Raw genomic sequence first — 20010 nt, forward strand, 5'->3', positions numbered from 1 at the left:
TCTTGTCGGCATCGACGCCGACTCGACCGTGTGCCCTTCGAGGCTTTTTGCTGGAGCGATGCTCTCACTTTGGCGAAATGATCTCGGGCTTGATTCAACTGCTTAGCATCCCAACCGTTATCGGTACTAGTTTTAGMGATCTCACGCCGACCGAAATCAACGCCAATCCCCTTGTCCGACCGAATGGGTTCAGGAGCGTCGTCGCTCAGTTGAATGTGGATGTAGTATCGTCCATCTCTGTGCTCGCACAGTTGAGCCGACGTGGGTTGACACCCCTTCAGCTGGCCGCGCTGGTAGTGTCCTATGTCCAGTTTGATGTGCTCTCTACATCCCAGCAGGGTCAGGCTGACTGTCCAATCCGTCTCCCGAAAAGAGAAGATTCGGGCATCTTAGTCTGCCGAAGTTGGACGAAACGCTTTGACAGGTTTGCCCTTCACTTTGGCTGTTTTTCGATTCGCCCCAACCCTGGCACAAACCCTGACTGCCTGATTAGCACTCAACCCAAACTGTTCTCGCAGGTCGTTATAGACCAACGACTGAATCGTTGTTTTGCTGGTTGTTTTGGGTTTGACGCGCTCATTGGCATAGTTGCAAGCAGCAGCAAACGCCTGAAGGAATGCCTCAATCTTGGCATTTTGTTCAGGTGTGGTTGCAAGTTTGCAAACTAGTGTCAGAGTTTGTTTCATCCTTTTATATTCTCACCCGTGACTATGAAAAACAAGCGTACTAAACCTGGCAATTTCGGGGGTATTGAACCCCTCTCAATTGCCGCTCCTGTCCCTCCCCGACCTGAAGGTGCGGAGCTTCTCGGAGGTTTTCTGTGACCCCAGCAGACAACTAATCATCCCAGTCCTCAGTCTCAATAAAGTGACTGACTAGGTGCTCCTCTAAGAGTGGCTGCAAATGTTGAAAATCTTGAGGAGAGAGTAATTCTGGCTCTTTGCCTGGGACTAACCGTGCGACATACAGGGTTGGACTGAGGGGTGTGTAAACACTATACTCACGCACCCCAGAAAAGAAGCTGCTGCCAAGGGGCTGATATTCCTCGATAGTGACATCGTCTTCGGCGTCTACTTCAACGCTGAGAATGTCCTCTTCATCTAGATCGGGGAGATCCCCCGCCACGGTGAGGGTCAGGGCGGTACGTTTGAGGGTGAGATTTTGCTCCTCAAGGATGGCTCGGGCGGTATCAAAGACTTGGTCAATTTCCTCCTCATCGAGGGGGACGAGGGTTTCTTCGTCATCCGCTTCGGCAATGACAGCAAAAATTTCTACGGGATAGTCCACCGGCCGCAGCAGGGCATAGACTTCGTCTTGCACTGTCAAACGAAACTCAATGTAGCAATTTAGGAAACGCCCTTGCTCATCGTAGAGCCGGATTTGCTCTAGTTCGCGATCGAAGTCGTCCTCTTCCCAAGGCTGCTCATCACTGTTGTATCGGTTTTGATAGTTGGAACCCATGCGACTCCGGTCGAAACAACTACGATTAAAGACTCCCTATGGCAATGGAGCATACCATGCAGGTGGTCGCAGTGGGGTAATCTTTGTGGCAGCAGTCGCAGCTGCAAGATCTCGCTAGTTCGCTACTTGGCTCAGGTTTCAATGGACATGACTCGCTGGCGGTCAAGGGTTAGCAGCTCCCGCAGCTGATCAAGGCTGAGTTCTGTCAGCCATTGTTCACCAGTGCCAACGATCATCTCTGCTAACGTCTTTTTGCGCTCAATTTGTTCGTGGATTTTCTCTTCGAGGGTGCCGCTACAGATAAATTTATGGATTTGGACATTCCGCTGTTGGCCGATGCGAAAGGCGCGATCGCTGGCTTGGTTTTCAACGGCGGGGTTCCACCAGCGATCGTAGTGAAAGACATGATTGGCGCGGGTTAAATTTAGCCCGACCCCACCAGCTTTTAAGGATAGAATAAATACACTCGGCGCTTGCGGATCGTGCTGAAAGCGATCCACCATCACTTCCCGCTGGGCTTTGGGGGTTTGCCCCGAAAGAAAAAGAACTTCTTGCTGAAGCGCCTCTTCTAGATAGCGCTTGAGGTGCTTGCCTAGTTCGGCAAACTGGGTGAAGACCAGTGAGCGATCGCCCACTTCTTGGAGTTCTTGCAGCATTTCAGTGAGGCGTTGCAACTTACCGGAGCGGTGCGCCCCATAATCCTGCTGTTTGAGGAACTGCGCCGGATGGTTACAGATTTGTTTTAGCTTAGTCAGGGTAGCTAAGATAGTGCCACGGCGTTGGATGCCGTCGCTCATTTCAATATCGGCAAGGGACTGCTCCACAACGCTACTGTAAAGGGCAACCTGCTCAGGGGTGAGGCCGCAATATACCAACATCTCCTGCTTTTCGGGGAGGTCTTGGATGATGCTGCGATCGGTTTTCAGGCGGCGCAAAATAAAGGGTTGGACGTAGGTGCGCAGGGCATTGAGGGAGGTGGTGTCGCCATAGCGTTCGATGGGGCGGGCATAGCGATGCTGAAAGTAGGCACGACTGCCTAGGTATCCCGGATGCAGAAAATCCATGATCGACCAGAGTTCACTCAGGCGGTTTTCAAGGGGGGTGCCGGTCAGGGCAATGCGAAACTGGGCGGCGAGGGCGCGAGCGGCTTGGGATTGTTGGGTATTCACGTTCTTGATGTTTTGGGCTTCATCTAGAACTAAGTGCTGCCAAGCCACCTGTTTGAGGGTGGTGAGATCTCGCTGCAGCAGGGCGTAACTGGTGAGAATGAGATCATGGGTCTTCACCTGCTGCACAAATGCCTTCCCTTTGGGGCGATCGCTACCGTGGTAAACGTAGGTGCGCAACGTTGGCGCAAATCGCTGTGCTTCCCGTAGCCAGTTCCCCAAGACCGATGTAGGGCAGATTAACAGCGTTGGCGCAAAGGGGCGATCGCTCGCCTTGAGGTGGAGCAAAAATGCCAGTAGTTGAATGGTTTTGCCCAGCCCCATATCATCCGCCAAACAGGCACCCAATCGCCAGCGTTCCAAAAAACTCAGCCATGCCACCCCCCGCGCTTGGTAAGGGCGCAATGTTCCCACAAACTCTTTTGGGGTTGGTACTGGCTCAAGCGTTTGCTTGCCGGTGAGGGCATCCAGCAGGGCTTGCAGGGCATCGTTAGCAGTTAGCCCCAAAATGGGCAGCTTAGCGACGGTGACGGTATCGCCGGTGGCAATCCGCAGGGTATCGGCTAAGGAGAGGTGGCGGTGTTGGCTTTGGGACTGGAGAAAGTCCTGAGCCGCTTTGATCTCCTGGAGCCGCAGCAGCACCCACTCGCCATTGAGATACACTAAGGGGATGTCTTGACGCAGAAGTTGCTCAAAATCAGTCTCTGAGAGGCGGTGCTGTCCTAACTGCAACTGCCACTTAAACTGCATGAGGCTGTCTAAGCCAACTCCCGTTGACGGGGTTGAGGGTAAATCAGCGGCAATACGCAAGCCTAAGCGATGGTGAGTACTGTTGCGCCGCAAGCTTTCTGGCAGAATGACGGCAATTCCCTGTTGCTCAAGGCGATGCATGTGGTGCTGTAGCAGGGCGTACACCTCAACGGTTTGCAGGGTCAAGTGAACTGGCCGCGGCTCCAGTAAGCTGCGCTCGATGGGGGGATAGACGCGGGAGGCCAAGCCAAGCCCCCGCAGCAGGGTTTCTTGCGGGTGAGGGAGTACCTGATCCCGATAGATGAGGGAATCATGGTGGCACTGCCAAATCTCCGCTGCGGCTAGCATGGTCTCGGTTTCCCCTTCGCTCTGGAGGCCAAAGGTGAGTTGCCATGCTCCTTGGGGTTGGTCTGGGGGCAGCAGTTGCAAGGCCAGCCGCCACTGCGGCTCCAGACTCAACAGTTCACGATAAGGCTCTTGCCAGCGGTGGAGCCGTTCGATGAGGCTTGGTTCTAGGTCAGTGGGGGTGCCCGTTTTGAGACCGGTTAGCCAGCGGTAGTGGTCTTTGGCTAAGCCCACTTTAGGTAACTCAAGGGAAGCAAATACCTGTTGCAGGTAGCCCCTTAAGCTATGCTCCAAGAAATCCCTCAGCAGCTCACCAGCAGTGTCAGGAAGGCGTAGGGCAGTTCCCTCGGCTTGGTAGCAGCGGCAGAGATCCGGCATCTGCTGACAGAACTGACGGAAACGGTGGCGATCGCCATGGTGGGTCAAGAGTACGCGCCAGCCTGTTACCGTGGGCAGGTATTGGCCGCGCACAATTAAATCCAAGAGCCAGCGCCCCACATGGCTCCAGAAGCGTAAATCATCCCCAAGCATCAGCCCCGCTGGGGGAGACGTTGCCAATTGGTGAAGGTGGTTCAGCAGGTGGGCAGGGGCGATCGCCCAGCCATGAATCTGCCATAAGCAGAGGGGGTCTCCATTTGCCTCGCTGAGGGGGGGCGGCACTAGCACATGCTCATAGACGCGGGTTGGTAACCCAAACGTAACCGTGGTAGGGGTGGCATGGCTTAGGGGAGGCTGGGTCAGAGGAGCATTGTAGGGATACACTGGCACGCTATCCATCTGCAGCGGTGTGGTAACGCGCGCCAAGGGTTGCCACTCTTCAGCCCATAGAAAGAATTGTGGCGCGAGGGTTCCGAGCCACGTTCCGTGCAAAACAGCCATAGAGTCATTGTACTGTGGCATCACAGTACAATGCAGCAGCGGCAGCTCCCCCTTCAGTAACCGTCGTGTCCACCTAGCGAGTCGCAGGGCACGGTACAGATCGGGTCAGTTAGAAACTACCAAGGCGTTGCAGAAATTCAAGGGGCAGGCCATCGCAATCGCGCAGGAAGGCAATGTGATACAAAGAGGTGCCAATAATCTGCTGGGTGGGTTTGAGGAGCAGTTGAAAGGGAAGATTGTGGGTTGCCAAGGTAGCCTCTAGGTGGCTGAGCCACGCATCTAGGGGTTCCTGATGATCACTCAGATCAAAGGAGAGATGATAGTAGCCAACATAGTGCTCGTCTGCAAAGGCATCGGGGGCGGTGTGTGGCTCTGGTACCTGTAAGAGTTCCACGCGAGTGCCCCAGCCCTTGAGCCAGCAGGCTAGGGTATAGCCGGTGGTAAAGCGAGTGTCCATCTCGAAGCCTAAACATTCGTAGAAGGCGATCGCCCGGTGAATATCGGCGGTGCGAATGGATACATGGTGCAGGGTCATTGCGTTTTCCCTTGGTTAGTTCCTTTGCTGCTTGGGACGCAGCTGATCTGGGAAATCTGTGAACACGGAATCGCCAGCGGTGACCATACCCAATCCTCTGGTGAGGATGACCTCTAGCAGCCTAACAAGGACTTAAACAGTTGCAGGCCATCTACGGTATGCTGACTGGGCAAATGGTTGAGGCTTGGATCCGCTGCCCGCTCTGGGTGAGGCATCATACCAACTACATTCCCCGCCCGATTGCAAATGCCAGCAATATTATTCAGCGATCCGTTGGGGTTACTGGCTGCGGTGACCTCACCGTTGGCATTGGCGTAGCGAAAGAGGATTTGCTGATTGACTTCGAGTTCTGTCAGTGTATCGGGGTCGGCATAGTAGCACCCTTCCCCGTGGGCGATAGGCAACTGGATGACGTCCCTGTCACCATAGCCTTGCAACCAAGGTCGGTGCTTAGCCTCAAGACGCAGATAAACGCGATCGCAAATGAAGTGTAAATTGCAGTTGCGTACCAGTGCCCCCGGTAGTAGCTTGGCCTCGGTTAGAATTTGAAAGCCATTGCAGATTCCCAGTACCCATTTACCCGCCGCTGCATGAGACTGCACTGCTGCCATGATGGGTGAAAAGCGGGCGATCGCCCCGCAGCGCAGATAATCGCCAAAACTAAACCCCCCCGGTAGCACAATTAAGTCGTAGTCTGCTATGTGGGTTTCTTCGTGCCACAGCAACTGGGTGGGCCAACCCAGCACGTCGCCAGTGACGTAGGCCACATCGCGATCGCAATTAGAGCCTGGAAACACAACAATACCAACCCGCAATTGATCTCTCACAGCAGTCCGTCCATCACATCAGTGATTGGCGTGAGCTTAGCAGGGGCATGGAGCAGTTCAATATCCCGCAGCCAAATCACCCCGCGCCCCATAAATTCCACACCAATTTTAATAAAACCCGGCGTCTGGGGTTCTGGTTTGAGATGAAACGGCACTTCACAAATATGCCAGTCGCGATCGCCTTCAAGGGACACAGTACGCGAAAAGGTCCAGCCAAAGGTTTGGGCACGACTGAGAAACAACTGCGCCCCCTCCGTCAACGCTGCCGTTTTAACCAACGCTCGACACAGCAACAATTGGTCGCCTGCCTGCGCCGAAGGCACCTCTAACCAAAGATGGGCTTCAGGCATTTCAAAGAGGGGCACCGTCTGCGGCCAATGGGACTCAATCCGCCATGCTGCCCCCTCGGTTTTCAACCCAGCGCCACTAATGGGGTGGTCAATCCCTGGGCGAAAGAGCGCCACCCGCTGAAAGGGTGCCGCTGGCTCTGGCACTTGCAGCAATGGGGCAAGGGTGTCGGCAATGGATCGCAACCCAGACTCAATCCCCGCCTTTATCCCCGCTTCAATACTGCTCAACAACTCATCCCACCAGCTAAACATGACACCCTCAGAGCGCAGACGGTGTAGCAACATCATCGAGGTCAATGTGAAAGGTTTCAATGACCGGATTCGCGAGCAGTTGATCGGCAATCGCCGCAAGTTGATGAGCGGCCGTGGTGCGATCCTCTGCCTCAAGAGTGAGTTCTACCAGCTTGCCGATGCGTACAGAGTGCACATTGGTGTAGCCCAAATGGTGAATGCCCGCTTGCACCGCCACTCCTGCTGGATCCAAGACCGAGGGTCGCAGGGTGACATAAACTCGTGCCTTGAACTCTGCCATGGGCAACACCTCAACGGGGGGTCTGATCAATTAACGACTTCACACCTTCAATCGTAGCCGGAATACTACTCGGATCCATAAATAGTACCTTGCTACTATCACTGTGGCCAATGGTACGCCCCATATCAAGGTAGCCCTGCGCCAGTAAAAACTGCAAGGCATCCTTGGCCTTTGGATGCTCACTGAGGGCAGTGGCAACAATTTTCATTGCTTCAGCGGTGCCCTGCGCCCGCAAAATTTGATCTTGCCGCTCTGCTTGGGCACGCAAGACCACCACTTTTTGATCCGCTTCGGCAGCGAGGATGGCTGCTTTCTGCTCAGCCTCCGCGGCTAGCACCTGCGCCTCTGCTTTCCCGCGGGCAGAGTTAATCGCGGCTTCGCGCTCCCCCTCTGAGGTAAGAATGGCGGCTCGTTTCTTGCGCTCCGCGGACATTTGCAATTCCATGGATTCCTGTACTGCCTTCGAAGGCACAATGTCGCGCAACTCAACCCGATTGACCTTTACTCCCCACGGATCTGTAGCAATATCGAGATCCTTGAGCAGGGTTTCATTGACCTGGGAACGCGCTGTAAACGTTTCGTCGAGTTCCAACTTGCCCATTTCAGCGCGGATTTGGGTCAGCACTAAGTTCACCATCGCCATCTTGAGGTTTTCCACCTTGTAGTAGGCGCGCTCCATATCAATAATCCGCCAATAGACAACGGCATCCACCGTAATGGAGACATTATCGCGAGTAATGCACTGCTGCGGTGGGATATCCAGCACTCTCTCCCGAATCGTGCCCTCATATACCACCCGATCCAAAATGGGCAATACAAAATTCAACCCCGGTTCAAGGCGGCGACTATAGCTACCCAACCGCTCTACCAGAGCCATATTGCCCTGATTGATAATCCGTACAGAACTGGCGATACCCGATCCGCCCACGACCAGTAAAAAGAGTAAACCGAACAATTCACCCATGATTACCGTTCCCAAAATAATTCACTTCTACTCTAGTCGCTGAGGGGCTGGGTGTTATTGCTAGCAGTGCATCTTTACATTCTGTTACGTTTAGAATTGCAGGGCATTTTGGGTGACTTGAGCGATCGCCTGATCCGTAGCCTTCGGCAAATGATAATACTTGCCTCTTGCGTGCTGAGCCAATTCTTTGCCCATTCCTGTTGAAACAAATTTATTCTCGGTATCAATCACCAAGAGTTTTAGCCCAAGACTGTGGATTTTGGCGGCGATGTCCAGAACTTCTGCTTTGACATCCGGTTTGGTATCCGGCGGCAGTGTCTCGCCTAGGGAGCGGCTGAGGGGGATATTTCCCCGTCCATCGGTAATGGCGACAATCATCACTTGGCCAATTTCACCACTTTGACGGGCATTCAGACCCACCCGTACCGCTTGGGTTAAGCCGTGGGCTAGGGGGGAGCCGCCCCCACAGGGCAATGTTTCTAAGCGCCGTCGGGCGGCCTCAATGGAGCGGGTTGGCGGCAGCAAGACATCGGCCTGTTCGCCACGAAAGGGAATGAGCGCCACCATATCGCGGTTTTGGTACGCTTGGGTCAATAGCCGTAGTACAGCGCCTTTGGCAGAGTTCATCCGGTTGAGTGCCATGGAGCCGGAGGCATCAACCACAAAAATAATGAGTGCCCCTGCTTTACGGGCTAAGCGCTTAATGCGCAGATCGCTATTCTCAACAATCMCCCGCCGTTGGGGTTGGCGCGATCGCCGCGCTTTTTGGTAAGGTGCAGCCGTGCGTAAAGTCGCATCAACGGCAATGCGTCCCTCTCGGCCACGGGGCAAAATGGGTCGGATATAGCGCCCGCGATCTTGGGAATAAATTAAACTGCGGCTGCCAGACTTGCCTTGGCGTTGGGCAATTTGGGCAAAGTAGAGCACTGACTCATCGAGCACGGTGCCATCGGCTTCAAAGACAAACTCCTCCGGAATCGGTGGCATCTCTTGCGGCTCCTCCGGTGGGGCATCGGGTTCCTCCGGCTCGTCTTCGGGTGGTGCCTCTTGGTTCTCTGGCGGTGGCGGCGGTGGCGGCGGCTGTTGCGGTGGTGGCTCCAGTTGGGTGGCTCGCGGCACAATGACCAACTCAACAGCACGGCGCAGATCTTCGGCAGCAACTTCACTGCGGCCATTCAGAGCCGCATGGGCTTTGGCGACGCGCACCGCAAAGAGTTCGGCGCGATGCCCTTGTACCCCACCTCGCAGCGCTTCCGTAACAAGGTAAGCAATCTGCTGCCGTTGAATCGTTACCTCCTTCAGCCATTCCCGCGCCAAAATAATTTGGGTACGCAGATCCTCTAGCTCACCCGCGTACTGCTCTAGAAAGGCTTGGGGAGAGTCAGCAAACCGAGTGGCCTGATCGACGGCTTCAACACGCTCATCCAACCCCAGTACTGTATCTGCTGAAAGGGCGATCGCAAAGCGATCTAAGACATGGGGTGAAACGTCCCCTTCATCGGGATTGTAGGTGGCAATGAGCAGGGGGCGGCAGGGATGGTCAAGGCTAATACCTTCGCGCTCAATTTGGTTGCGTCCCGCACTCAGGACGGCCATCAGGACATTGGCTAGTTGCTCGTCAAGAAGATTAATTTCATCGACGTAGAGCACGCCACGATGGGCTGCTGCCAGTAATCCGGGCTGAAATACTGCTTCGCCCCGCTGCACCGATTGGCTCACATCGACTGCGCCCAGCAGCCGATCTTCGGTGACCCCGAGGGGAATTTGCAAAAAGGGGGCTGGGATGACTTTGGTGGGCAGTTCAATATCAGGATGAGCCTGTCGCCATGCCTGTAGCCGGCTATCCCACTCCTGCGGCCTTGCGGGATCGGGGTTGGCAATGATGGGGATGGGCAGATCGCCTTGATCAATAACCTCAATGGGGGGTAAAAGGGCATGGATTCCCCGTGCTAGGACTGATTTAGCGGTGCCGCGCCGTCCAGCAATGATCACCCCCCCCAAGCCAGGATCCACTGCTGCCAACAGCAGGGCAAGCTTGATGGCTTCGTGGCCAACAACAGCGGTGATGGGAAACGGGGCGATCGCGATCGTCATGGGGTACTAAGCACTTAAAACAATCAACATTGAAAAACTGTAGCCAAGCGGCCTGCTCTCTATCGTCCCATAAAACCTAGTTGTGAGGGGCTGGAATGCTACCCCACCGATCCAACGGCCAAAAGCGCAGTGCCGCCCGCCCAATCACATAGCTGCGGGGAACGACTCCCCAACAGCGGCCATCAAAGCTATTGTTGCGGTTATCCCCTAGCACCAAGTAACTCTCTGCCGGAATCACCTGCGGCTGAGCAAGGTAGGGGTGCATTCCGGCACAGGTGTCAATGCTGGTAAAGGTGCCTGGGGATAGGTAAGGCTCCGCAAGGGGCTGATCGTTGACATAGACACGGCCTTGACGCAACTCGACGCGATCGCCCGGTAAGCCCACAATGCGCTTAATAAACGCATCCCGAAACCCAGCTTCCTGAAGCGTTGGCGTGGGGTTAAACACAATGATATCACCGCGCTGGGGGGGATGGAAGTAATAGCTTATTTTTTCAATAATTAGGCGATCGTTAATCAGCAACGTCTCTTCCATGGAGCCGGTGGGAATGTAGCGGGCTTCCGCCACAAAGGTGCGAATGCCAAAGGCCAGTACTGCTGCCAGCCCAAGGGTTTTCGCCACTTCTAGCCACCATGGTTCCGGTGCTTTGGTGGGGGTCACCGTCGTAGGTTCAGGGGCATTCGTGGGCGGCAATTGGCCATCGGACATGGTAAGGAATCTCGCAAATGAACATAATTAATCTTGCACTACACGATACTATAGCCGAGAGAATTGTTTCCCATGGGTACAGGGCAGGGGAGAGCAACTTTGAGGATTATTTACTTTGGCACGCCGGAGTTTGCTATTGTTCCCCTGCAGCACCTTCTGGCTGCACCAGATGTCGAGGTTGTGGGGGTGGTCACGCAACCGGACAAGCGGCGGGGGCGTGGCAGTCAACTCATTCCTTCGCCCGTCAAGGACGTTGCCCTAGCCCATGGCTTACCTGTGTGGCAGCCCCAGCGCATTAAACAGGATAGGGATCTGCACGCTCTGCTGCGATCGCTGGCGGTGGATGTCTTTGTTGTGGTGGCCTACGGCCAGATTCTCTCACCTGACGTGCTGGCCATTCCTACCCAGGGGTGCATTAATATCCACGGCTCTTTGCTGCCGAAATATCGCGGCGCTGCTCCCATTCAGTGGGCGCTCTACAACGGCGAAACGGAAACAGGGGTGACCACCATGCTGATGGATGCCGGTATGGATACAGGCCCGATCCTGCTGCGTAGTGCGGTGGCGATCGCCCTCGACGATACCGCCCAAACCCTTGCCCTCAAACTCAGCCACCTAGGGGCAGAGCTATTACTCAAAACCCTACGGCAACTGCCACAGTTAACTCCTCAACCCCAAGATGAGCAGCAAGCCACCTATGCCCGGCTTCTGCAAAAAGATGATTTTGCCTTAGACTGGGGGCGATCGGCACTAGAGCTCCACAATCAAGTTCGTGCCTTTACCCCCCGCGCCTTTACCTACTGGCAGGGTATGCCCCTCAAAGTCATCCAAACATGGCCCTTAACGCCGGCAGTTCAAGCAGCACTCCCCTCGGAACTTCAGGCCTACGTATCCCCACCAAGCGCCGCCGCCGCCAACGGTACCGTCATTACCCTCATTAAAGGCTGGGGGCCGGTGGTGCAAACCGCAGCGGGAGGGCTGCTCCTGCGTCAAGTCCAACTAAGTGGCGGCAAACCTCAGTCTGGCTGGGACTTTGTCAATGGTGTGCGGCTGGTCACTGGGGCATCCTTGGGCTAAGATGCAGCCTGCTCCCCAGCCCGTAGGTGGAGTACCGTTGTCTTCACTGTGGCTGCCAAGGGAATGGCCAAGACAATGCCCAAAAAGCCAGCCACTCGTGCACCAATCAACAGGGCAATAAACTGCCACAGTGGGTTGAGGCCAATTAAATTCCCTACTAGTTTGGGGGAAAGGAGATTGTCCTTAACTTGCTGGAGCACCACGGCAATGACTAGGATGTTCAAGGCTAGCCAAGCATCCTGAAACAAAATGAGCAGGACAACCAGTCCAATGCCAAGGGTTGCCCCCACCACAGGAATGAGTTGAGCAACACCAATAATCAGAGCAAAAAGGAAGCCAAAGTTGACCTGCAAGACAATCATGAAGGGAATTAAGGCTAAAAACATAAATAGCCCTAAAAAGAGTTGAGCTGAAAAAAAAACGCGAATATTGACCTGTAGTGAGCGATCCACCACAGTTCGCCACTCTTGGGGCAGCAGGGTGATAAGGCCACGCCAAATTTGCCCGCCGTAAAACAACATATAGACCGCCAGAATCAACACCAGCAGCGTATCCACAAACTTACCTAGGGTGGTAATGGCAACCCCCGGCAAAATGGCAGCCAACCCCTTCATTTGCTCCACAAACTCTGCGGTGAGGTCATCGACCCCCACTGGGAAGTTGTAGCGCTGGAGAACGTTATCAAGGTGTCGCAGGTTTTGGTTGCCTGTATTGGCCAACTCTGGTAGCTGTGTCAGCAATTCCTCCGCCTGTTGCAGCGCAAGGGGCAGCAGCAGCAGCAGCAGGATACTTACCACAAGTAAGGTAATAGCTAGGACGATGGCAATGGCATTGGGGCGGCTTAACCCCCGCTGACATAACCGCTTGACCACCTGATTGAGTAAAAAGGCCAAAATGGCGGCAATGACCAAAATGTTAATCAGGTATTCAAAGTACAGGTAAAACTGCTCGACTACCCAGAGGTTGAGCACAAGAAGGGGGCCAACAAAAAAATAGCTAAGGTAACGTTGCCAACTCCCAGGTGTGCCGTACCATCTCATATTTTTTGCGCGCGATCGCGTCCCCAATAGCCTAGCGCGAGCAAGCCGAGAATAGCGAGGGTTCCCCAGCCCAAGGGGCTAGGATAAAGGTAAACGGCTTCTAGGTGGTTCAAATACCCAGGCACCAAGTGCCAACTCAGGCGATCGCCCTGACGAGTGACGTTAGGATTAACCAGCGTATCGGCACGCAAGGGAGACGTGGTCACAGGTCGTGCTCCCCACAAGGTTTTCAAGCTTACGGTAAAATCCAGCAGGGCTTGCGGGGCAACCAACACCTCTTGGGTGCTACTTTGCACACCCAAGGGACGTAAATCAATGTCGTAGCGAAGACGCTCGCGCACAAAGAGTAGCCAGTTTTGATCAAAAATCTCGGCGTGGGCTGAGGAGCCAGCAAGATAGGGAATGCTGACGATCTGGCTAAGGGCAGTGGCCAACACGTGACTCGTATCAAAGGGGATAGCCACCCGCACACTGGTCTCGTTCCGCTGTGTGACCTTGCCCCCAAGGTGCTGTACCTGCTGTACCAGTTCCCTGCTTGTTTTTGGGTCGGCTGTCGGCAGGTTGACATTGTAGGTCAGTTGACCGCCGGTTTGCCCGTGGTGCTCAATGGCTAAATCTGCCTGTACACAACCACTGAAACAAATGACGAGGGGAAGTAAAAGCCAAAGTAGCCACCGCTGCATCACCAATGCTTGTCCTTACGCTTTGTTCGGCTATGGAAAGTACACCCCAAGCGCATCAACGCCTGTGGGGTACGTTTAATCTATATGACCAGATTACCGTAAACTACCCGACGCTGACGCTATCGCGTACAGGGCAGGTTTTCAATAGCCCTCCAGTTATCTCGCAAGATAAACAGCCTCAATTGGTAGAATGCCCAGCTATTGCTGCGTCTGCGTTCCGTCTTGTTGCGGGGCTGTTGATTGGTACGCTCTCGAATTCCCGTCAAATCCTCCAGCGCAATGCTGGCAGAAAGAGATTTTGCAGTTTCAACGATGCGTTTAGAGACATTATGGTTTACCCAACGTTGGAATCGACGCTCACGACCAGACAACCGTTGCAGCAGTTGACGGCAAAGGACTCCGTCCCGCTGGCGCGAACGCCGTCTAGAACTGCGTGTGCCCTTACTGGCTTTGTGCTGGAGCGTGGCTCGCAAACGGGCAAAGTGGTCACCAGCCCTCACTTAAACGCTTTCACCGGACGATTCTTTTGCTTGGCAGCTTTGCGAGCACCTGCTACCCGCCAACAGACCTGTTGAGCCAAATTGCTCGACAAGTGAAACCGAGTGCGAACCTCGTAATGGCAATGGGATTGCAGTTTCACCGCGTTAACGATCTTCTGCGGCGTGTTCTGGTTCACCCAGTTCAACGCCTGCATAAAAACTTCCAAGGTCGTATCCAGTTTGACGGCTTGCGACTCGGACACCTTGAGCTTGCAGGAGATAGTCAGGACTTGACTTATCGCCCTATTCTATCTCATCGGAAAGAGGGTGTCTGTATGTCCGATAGATGATTGTTCGGGTCTAAACCCGCTCCAGATACTTGGCCTCTAGTAAAAAAGAGCCACGCTCTAAGCGGACAACCCAGTAATTGCCCGGCTGTTGCCCCAGAATGATCCCTTCCTCGCCAAGGGTTAATACACTGGGCGGACGGAGCATGGGCATCGGTTCAGCAGTTTTGACATAGGCAGGCAGTTCAATCAAACGGACGCGATCGCCCACAGAAAACGATTGTCCCATTGCTTTAGATGTACGACCTTCTTCTACTTTACTCCTCATCTTGTCCACCCCACCCCCATAGCTGAGGATTTCTCCTTGACTTTGTGACGTTCCCCCCGTTGCAAGCAGACGGGGAATTCAAGCTATGGAGATTAAATTGATTAAGATTGAGCAGCTAAGGATCGCCACTCTTGGATCAGTATTGGTGAAACATTGAGTATGATGCTTGATTGATGGAGGCTAGGAATTTCCAATCGCAGTGGCACCGCAGGGTCTAATTGCATCAAAATAGGCTGCAAATCATACTGAGCAACATTTGGTTCTGGATTGGCAGAATCCGTGAAAATTTTCTGTGAGGCATCGTTAGCTGTCCAAGTTTTTCCGAGCGAATTGCTCAGTTTAAGTGGGCGAGTATGATCGACTTCTGCCATGCCAGGAAAACCGACAAGACGCAAATATAGACTCGTTGTGCCATCCGGTTGAACTCGCTTGAAGGCGATCACTTGCCAAATACTACCGTGTTGATCTTTCAATGACTGGCGAGACTGATACACCATCTGTCCAGGTGCTTCTTCCAGTTGACGAATTGCTGCCTGAGCGGGATGAATCCCAATCCCTACACTCAGCCCCAACGACAAGATTCCAAGAACCAGAATGAACGTAATCAACTGCCGCAGTGACATCATTTTCATCACTTCACACCCAGTATTGAGATTAGGAATTGACTGCATCTTGAATGGCTTGCTTTACATCATCAGGAATGAATACGGAGTACATTCCACGCAAATCACCCACGTGAAAATTGTAGGCTAAATCTTGCGGATAGTTGTCTTTGACAAACTGAGGACGACTATCTTTCGATCCATGGCAAGCTAAACAGCTTGCTTCTACGTTAATGCGACGGTAATAGCGAGTGCCCAACTGGCCATTAATGGTTTCTCGATCCCAAAACCCAACTAGATCGGGTTCCTGTTCAAACTTTGCCAAAGCAATCTGAGCATGTAAATTATCAGGTGCGTGGTCAGGATTACGATATTTCTTGGCAATCTGCTTCACCTGCCAGCCATTTTCTTGGCTTAGTTGCATCGCCCGCATCCCCACCGGACGGCAAACTTCCTTCATCGTTTGCATTGTCGGCTCTTCTGTACGCCCCTCCAAGGAAGCGGCTAATCCAGACCGCATTGCATCCAGATTTTCAATTTCCTCAACAGCGCGAGATAGTTCACTCGGATTGGGAATCTTCGGCGCAGCTGAAGCGATGGCTGGCTGCCAAGTCAACAGCAATAGGCTGCAACTGATCGTGGCAGCTAGTTTGAGAACATGACTCAGTGCAGCTTGATGAAGGTTCTGTATCGATACCCGAATTGACTTTAACATAGGGTTCTCCTGATTTATTGTAAGCAKTTTTTGTACAAGCCAGTAACATAAAATTTGCGGATCGATCACGCGGTAAACATTGGATTATTTGCTACCCGTGCGATCGCAGATTCTTGCATGCTCAACTCTTACTCCCCCAGCACTGCTACAATTTGAAAATGATAACTTGTTCAATGCTACATTGCTGTAATTACTGATAAATATACTCTTTACATTTTTACAGATATACGCTTTACAGGGGTTTACATAACTAACTGGTACAGTAGCAGCAGTGATCACAGTAGTTCTTCAACGTCTCAGAATAGTGTTTCTGCAAGAATTGTCCCAATATCGTTGCGGAAACCGCTGTAAATATCCGCAAAGCTATAGTCTTTCTCGTTTTCAGATGACTAGGGGAAGGTTTGAAGGTGAGGGGAGGGTCAGGCACTAGCAGGTACATCACCGGCTGGTTGGGAATGATGCGTCCGGTGTAGTGCCCGTAAATCTGGCGCTACTGCTCATCCGCCGTTAAGAACTCCCTGACGTTGTCATCCGTGCACCCACTCAGTTCAGAGTAGAAGCCTACGGCGATCGGCAGGTGTCTGCTGGAAGCCCGCACTATACGGTCTAGCAGTCGGTGTTGAGTGGATGCCACAATGGGGTTCAGAGTCCATTGTCCTGACTCGTTAAGGCAAAACGTAAAAAGTTGATGAGCTTATGAAAGCGATCGCCATCACCGAGTTTGGCTCTACCGACGTTCTTAAGCTGCAGGATGTCCCAGATCCCCAAATTGAAACCAACGACGAGGTTAAAATCCAACTGCGGGCAGCCAGTGTCAACCCAATTGATACCAAGCTGCGGCAGCGGGGCACCTTTTTCCCAGATCGCTTACCCGCTATCTTGGGCTGTGATGGCTCCGGCATTGTGGTGGAAACTGGCTCAGCCGTACAACGTCTCAAGGTGGGGGATGAAGTGTACTTTTGCTACGGCGGCTTGGGCGATCGCGGCGGTTGCTACGGAGAATATACCGTTGTTCCAGAGGTTGCTGTTGCCCACAAGCCTAAATCCCTTTCCTTCGTTCAGGCCGCAGCACTACCCTTAGCGGTCATTACGGCTTGGGAAGCCCTAGGCGATCGCGGCGGTGTGCCGGCACTCAACCTACTCTCCACCGCTCAAACCATCCTCGTTCACGCCGGTGCTGGCGGTGTTGGTCATCTCGCCATTCAACTAGCGCAGCGGTTTGGAGCGAAGGTGGCCACCACCATTAGCTCTCCTGCCAAAGCCAAATTTGTGGAGCGCCTTGGGGCAGCCTTGGCCATCAACTACACCACCACAAATTGGGTCGATGCCATCCTTGAATGGACAGGAGGAATTGGGGTTGACATCGCACTGGATACCGTAGGGGGTGCCACCTTTAGCGACACCTTTAGAGCCGTACGCCCCTATGGCAGCCTCTCTACCCTATTGGAGCCAGGGGCAGACACCCCGTGGAAACTTGCTCGCCAGCGCAACCTACTGGTTCAGTTCACCTTGATGCTCACCCCGCAGCTGTTGGGAATACCCAGCGCCTTAGCCCACCAACGCCAGATCCTCGAACAGGTCGCTACCCTCGTAGATCGTGGCGACCTTCAGGTCGTCGTGGATAAAACCTTTCCCCTCGGTGCCGCTGCCGATGCCCACCACTACCTGAGTCAGCGTTTAGTCCAAGGTAAGGTAGTGTTAGTCTTCTAGCTGGGGGATTGCCCATGCTGGCTCACTTGCTCCTCCTCAACCTCACCATTGCCCCCCTCTGGCCAGGAACACTGTATGGCCACACGGCTCAGACTCACACCTATCGATACTGCCGCGTTAACTTTGGGATGGTTAGCTATTGTGGCCGTTGGTTTACCGGCAAAACGGTACTGTGGGATCGCAACGCCTATCGGGCGTGTCATATCTTCAATGGTCGGCTGAGCTATTGTGGCACATGGTTTACTGGTGAAACAGTGATTTGGGTGAACAATGCTTACCGCACCTGTCGCATTTTTAATGGTCGCCTCAGCTATTGCCGCCAGCGCTTTAGTGGGGAGGCCATTCTCAGCGAGGGGCAGTTCCAACCACCTCCCTAGAAACAACCAAAACCCAATTGCTCACGAGTGGGGCGCCCTGAGGGGATGGGTGAGCCGCCCCTGCAATCAAAAAATCACTGTAAGCTAGTAATGGGGTTGATTAAGGTTTTTTAACCTTTGCCCCTGTTTCAGCCTTGCCCTACGTGAACGACCATGTTGCGGATCATCACTCAGTTAACAGACCTACGCGCTGAACTGCGCCGCATTTGCGATCGCACCGACAGTCGCGAGATGAACCAGCAACACGCCACCGTTGCGACAATCCTTCAGCGGGTAGCTGCCGAGGGCGATCGCGCCCTCATTGAATACACCAGCACCTTTGACCACGTTGACCTGACCCCAGAAACACTACGAATTAAAGGGGATGAACTAGACGCTGCCTATCAGCAAGTCTCGAAAGAATTACTCGATGCCATCCGTCTTGCTAAGCAACAGATCGAAGCGTTCCATCGGCAGCGAGTGCCCAAAAGCTGGGTGCAGTTTGGGGAAGATGGCATTGTGCTTGGCAAACGCTATACCGCGGTTGATAGCGCGGGTCTCTACGTCCCCGGAGGTCGAGCCGCCTACCCCAGTACCGTGCTCATGAATGCCGTGCCCGCCCAAGTTGCTGGGGTCAAGCGTATTGTCATGGTCACCCCTCCCGGCCAAGGCAAGGGGGTTAGTCCAGCAGTGCTGGTTGCCGCCCAAGAAGCAGGGATTCAGGAAATTTACCGGGTGGGTGGGGCGCAGGCCATTGCTGCCCTTGCCTACGGCACAGAAACGATTCCCCGCGTTGATGTGATCACCGGCCCCGGCAACCTCTACGTCATGCTGGCCAAAAAACAGGTGTATGGTCGCGTTGGCATTGATTCCCTTGCAGGCCCATCGGAAGTCCTCATTATTGCGGATGAATATGCCCATCCCGTTCACATTGCCGCCGATCTGCTAGCACAAGCGGAACACGATCCCCTAGCGGCCGCAATTCTCCTTACCCCCAGTCTGCACCTCGCTCAAGCAGTCGTTGCTGCGGTCAATGACCAGCTTACGGATCATCCTCGCCGCCTCCTCACCGAGAAGGCGATCGCCCACTACGGCCTCATTGGCATCGTTGAGAGCTTAGAGCAGGCCATCGACCTCTCCAATAGTTTCGCTCCCGAGCACCTCGAACTAGAAGTTGACGATCCATGGAGCCTTGTGGAACGGGTACGCCATGCCGGAGCTATTTTTCTGGGCTATGCCACCCCCGAAGCTGTCGGTGACTATCTTGCCGGCCCCAACCACACCTTACCCACCTCCGGCTCTGCGCGCTATGCCTCTGCTCTAGGGGTGGAAACGTTCCTCAAACATTCCAGCATTATTCAGTACACCCCTGCTGCCCTACTGAAACAGGGGGGAGCCGTGATAACCCTTGCCGAAACCGAGGGTCTCATCTCCCATCGCGACTCTGTCCGCCTGCGAATCGAACCGTAACCCCCCTTTTGTTGCATGACTTACCGAAAAACGCCGTAAAGCCCCTAGCTTTAGCTATGGGGATATAAGGCGCATATTGTTTTATCAAGCTGAGTCTGTGATAAAATGGAACCATGAGAGTCATAGAAGCCAAGCTAAAGGGCGCACAGGAGCAATATCAGTCTCTGGACGAAGCCATCCGTACCGCACAGTTTGTGCGCAACAAGTGTGTACGGTACTGGATGGACAACCGTGGTGTGGGCAGGAATGACCTCTATGCCCACTGCAAAACCTTGGCTCAAGAGTTTGATTTTGCTAAAAAGTTAAACTCAGCAGCCAGACAAGCAAGTGCAGAACGGGCTTGGGCTTCTATCTCTCGGTTCCATACCGACTGCCAAAACAAGGAGGCAACGAAAGGCTATCCCAAATTCAAGAAGCATTGCCGCTCTGTAGAGTACAAGCTATCGGGTTGGAAGCTATCAGCGGATGGACTGTCCATCACCTTCACCGATGGCTTCAATGCAGGTACATTTGCCTTGTACTGCAATGGAGAGGCAAGACAGCATATCCTCAACTCTAAAATCAACCGAGTGCGAGTGGTACGCAGAGCAGATGGGTACTATGCTCAATTCTGCTTGGATGTAGAGCGCAAAGAGCAAGGACAATACACAG

At 53.7% G+C, this 20010-nt stretch carries 20 protein-coding genes and 1 pseudogene; 5 read left to right on the forward strand and 16 right to left on the reverse strand.

Annotated elements, in window-relative coordinates; translation table 11 throughout:
• Nucleotides 1–389 precede the first annotated feature (389 nt).
• From L5220_RS10700 to lepB, 10 genes are all read right to left on the reverse strand, one after another.
• Nucleotides 390–686, reverse strand: coding sequence for a hypothetical protein (locus tag L5220_RS10700; protein ID WP_499573505.1), 297 nt, complete (start codon nt 684–686; stop codon nt 390–392).
• Between the two features lie 151 nt (nt 687–837).
• Nucleotides 838–1461, reverse strand: a complete 624-nt coding sequence (locus L5220_RS10705) for a DUF3727 domain-containing protein (protein ID WP_099799623.1) — start codon at nt 1459–1461, stop codon at nt 838–840.
• Between the two features lie 131 nt (nt 1462–1592).
• Nucleotides 1593–4601 carry a sll1366 family intein-prone helicase gene (locus L5220_RS10710; protein WP_499573507.1) on the reverse strand — a complete coding sequence of 1003 codons (3009 nt, stop codon included), beginning with the start codon at nt 4599–4601 and terminating at the stop codon, nt 1593–1595.
• Between the two features lie 109 nt (nt 4602–4710).
• Complete coding sequence (locus L5220_RS10715) at nt 4711–5130, reverse strand: VOC family protein (RefSeq protein WP_499573526.1); 420 nt, start codon at nt 5128–5130, stop codon at nt 4711–4713.
• 119 nt (nt 5131–5249) lie between these two features.
• Nucleotides 5250–5951, reverse strand: a complete 702-nt coding sequence (purQ, locus tag L5220_RS10720; RefSeq protein WP_448515038.1) for a phosphoribosylformylglycinamidine synthase subunit PurQ — start codon at nt 5949–5951, stop codon at nt 5250–5252.
• Between the two features lie 8 nt (nt 5952–5959).
• A complete protein-coding gene (locus L5220_RS10725; RefSeq protein WP_448515013.1) occupies nt 5960–6565 on the reverse strand; it encodes a hypothetical protein in 606 nt (201 codons plus the stop codon).
• Nucleotides 6566–6572: 7 nt separating this feature from the next.
• The gene (gene purS, locus L5220_RS10730; RefSeq protein WP_499500146.1) at nt 6573–6875 is read right to left on the reverse strand and encodes a phosphoribosylformylglycinamidine synthase subunit PurS; all 303 of its coding nucleotides are present in this window, start codon (nt 6873–6875) and stop codon (nt 6573–6575) included.
• The gene (locus L5220_RS10735) at nt 6856–7809 is read right to left on the reverse strand and encodes an SPFH domain-containing protein (protein WP_448527911.1); all 954 of its coding nucleotides are present in this window, start codon (nt 7807–7809) and stop codon (nt 6856–6858) included. Before L5220_RS10735 ends, purS begins: the two co-directional genes overlap by 20 nt.
• Before the next feature lie 90 nt (nt 7810–7899).
• Nucleotides 7900–9903, reverse strand: a complete 2004-nt coding sequence (bchD, locus tag L5220_RS10740) for a magnesium chelatase ATPase subunit D (protein ID WP_499573510.1) — start codon at nt 9901–9903, stop codon at nt 7900–7902.
• 76 nt (nt 9904–9979) lie between these two features.
• Entirely contained in the window at nt 9980–10612 is a 633-nt protein-coding gene (gene lepB / locus L5220_RS10745) for a signal peptidase I (protein WP_448515010.1), read from the reverse strand.
• Nucleotides 10613–10711: 99 nt separating this feature from the next.
• On the opposite strand from lepB, the gene fmt reads away from it, so the two are divergent.
• Entirely contained in the window at nt 10712–11689 is a 978-nt protein-coding gene (gene fmt / locus L5220_RS10750) for a methionyl-tRNA formyltransferase (RefSeq protein ID WP_499573512.1), read from the forward strand.
• On the opposite strand, the gene L5220_RS10755 is transcribed toward fmt, so the two are convergent.
• From L5220_RS10755 to L5220_RS10780, 6 genes and pseudogenes are all read right to left on the reverse strand, one after another.
• Nucleotides 11686–12729: an AI-2E family transporter gene (locus L5220_RS10755; RefSeq protein ID WP_499573514.1), complete on the reverse strand. Its 1044-nt coding sequence runs from the start codon at nt 12727–12729 to the stop codon at nt 11686–11688. The genes fmt and L5220_RS10755 overlap by 4 nt on opposite strands.
• Nucleotides 12726–13412 (reverse strand): DUF3153 domain-containing protein, encoded by a 687-nt coding sequence (locus L5220_RS10760; RefSeq protein ID WP_499573528.1) that lies wholly within the window; start codon nt 13410–13412, stop codon nt 12726–12728. Before L5220_RS10760 ends, L5220_RS10755 begins: the two co-directional genes overlap by 4 nt.
• Nucleotides 13413–13579: 167 nt before the next feature.
• A pseudogene (locus tag L5220_RS10765) lies at nt 13580–14190 on the reverse strand (transposase family protein); the annotation flags it as partial.
• Between the two features lie 61 nt (nt 14191–14251).
• A complete protein-coding gene (gene sipA / locus L5220_RS10770) occupies nt 14252–14506 on the reverse strand; it encodes a regulatory protein SipA (RefSeq protein ID WP_499500254.1) in 255 nt (84 codons plus the stop codon).
• Nucleotides 14507–14607: 101 nt separating this feature from the next.
• The gene (locus L5220_RS10775) at nt 14608–15177 is read right to left on the reverse strand and encodes a DUF3122 domain-containing protein (RefSeq protein WP_499573516.1); all 570 of its coding nucleotides are present in this window, start codon (nt 15175–15177) and stop codon (nt 14608–14610) included.
• Nucleotides 15161–15823 carry a Tll0287-like domain-containing protein gene (locus tag L5220_RS10780; RefSeq protein WP_499573518.1) on the reverse strand — a complete coding sequence of 221 codons (663 nt, stop codon included), beginning with the start codon at nt 15821–15823 and terminating at the stop codon, nt 15161–15163. Before L5220_RS10780 ends, L5220_RS10775 begins: the two co-directional genes overlap by 17 nt.
• A gap of 696 nt (nt 15824–16519) precedes the next feature.
• Between L5220_RS10780 and L5220_RS10785 the strand changes: the two genes are divergently transcribed.
• The 4 genes from L5220_RS10785 to L5220_RS10800 form a co-directional block, all read left to right on the forward strand.
• Nucleotides 16520–17533: a zinc-dependent alcohol dehydrogenase family protein gene (locus L5220_RS10785; RefSeq protein ID WP_499573520.1), complete on the forward strand. Its 1014-nt coding sequence runs from the start codon at nt 16520–16522 to the stop codon at nt 17531–17533.
• Nucleotides 17534–17547: 14 nt separating this feature from the next.
• On the forward strand, nt 17548–17910 hold the full coding sequence (locus tag L5220_RS10790; RefSeq protein ID WP_499573522.1) for a hypothetical protein: 363 nt from the start codon (nt 17548–17550) through the stop codon (nt 17908–17910).
• 153 nt (nt 17911–18063) lie between these two features.
• Entirely contained in the window at nt 18064–19359 is a 1296-nt protein-coding gene (hisD, locus tag L5220_RS10795) for a histidinol dehydrogenase (protein ID WP_448514992.1), read from the forward strand.
• A gap of 113 nt (nt 19360–19472) precedes the next feature.
• A partial coding sequence (locus L5220_RS10800; RefSeq protein ID WP_499573524.1) for a nuclease/transposase family protein occupies nt 19473–20010 on the forward strand: 538 nt, incomplete at its 3' end.

It is taken from the genome of Synechococcus sp. PCC 6716 (assembly GCF_022570815.1).
Lineage (GTDB): Bacteria > Cyanobacteriota > Cyanobacteriia > Thermosynechococcales > Thermosynechococcaceae > Thermosynechococcus > Thermosynechococcus lividus.

What these genes read in the sequence shown, in the direction of transcription:
- L5220_RS10700 (WP_499573505.1), bottom strand. Translation starts at nt 686, where the DNA reads ATGAAACAAACTCTGACACTAGTTTGCAAACTTGCAACCACACCTGAA.
- L5220_RS10705 (WP_099799623.1), bottom strand. Translation starts at nt 1,461, where the DNA reads ATGGGTTCCAACTATCAAAACCGATACAACAGTGATGAGCAGCCTTGG.
- L5220_RS10710 (WP_499573507.1), bottom strand. Translation starts at nt 4,601, where the DNA reads ATGGCTGTTTTGCACGGAACGTGGCTCGGAACCCTCGCGCCACAATTC.
- L5220_RS10725 (WP_448515013.1), bottom strand. Translation starts at nt 6,565, where the DNA reads ATGTTTAGCTGGTGGGATGAGTTGTTGAGCAGTATTGAAGCGGGGATA.
- L5220_RS10735 (WP_448527911.1), bottom strand. Translation starts at nt 7,809, where the DNA reads ATGGGTGAATTGTTCGGTTTACTCTTTTTACTGGTCGTGGGCGGATCG.
- lepB (WP_448515010.1), bottom strand. Translation starts at nt 10,612, where the DNA reads ATGTCCGATGGCCAATTGCCGCCCACGAATGCCCCTGAACCTACGACG.
- L5220_RS10755 (WP_499573514.1), bottom strand. Translation starts at nt 12,729, where the DNA reads ATGAGATGGTACGGCACACCTGGGAGTTGGCAACGTTACCTTAGCTAT.
- L5220_RS10760 (WP_499573528.1), bottom strand. Translation starts at nt 13,412, where the DNA reads ATGCAGCGGTGGCTACTTTGGCTTTTACTTCCCCTCGTCATTTGTTTC.
- sipA (WP_499500254.1), bottom strand. Translation starts at nt 14,506, where the DNA reads ATGAGGAGTAAAGTAGAAGAAGGTCGTACATCTAAAGCAATGGGACAA.
- L5220_RS10775 (WP_499573516.1), bottom strand. Translation starts at nt 15,177, where the DNA reads ATGCAGTCAATTCCTAATCTCAATACTGGGTGTGAAGTGATGAAAATG.
- L5220_RS10780 (WP_499573518.1), bottom strand. Translation starts at nt 15,823, where the DNA reads ATGTTAAAGTCAATTCGGGTATCGATACAGAACCTTCATCAAGCTGCA.
- L5220_RS10785 (WP_499573520.1), top strand. Translation starts at nt 16,520, where the DNA reads ATGAAAGCGATCGCCATCACCGAGTTTGGCTCTACCGACGTTCTTAAG.
- L5220_RS10790 (WP_499573522.1), top strand. Translation starts at nt 17,548, where the DNA reads ATGCTGGCTCACTTGCTCCTCCTCAACCTCACCATTGCCCCCCTCTGG.
- hisD (WP_448514992.1), top strand. Translation starts at nt 18,064, where the DNA reads ATGTTGCGGATCATCACTCAGTTAACAGACCTACGCGCTGAACTGCGC.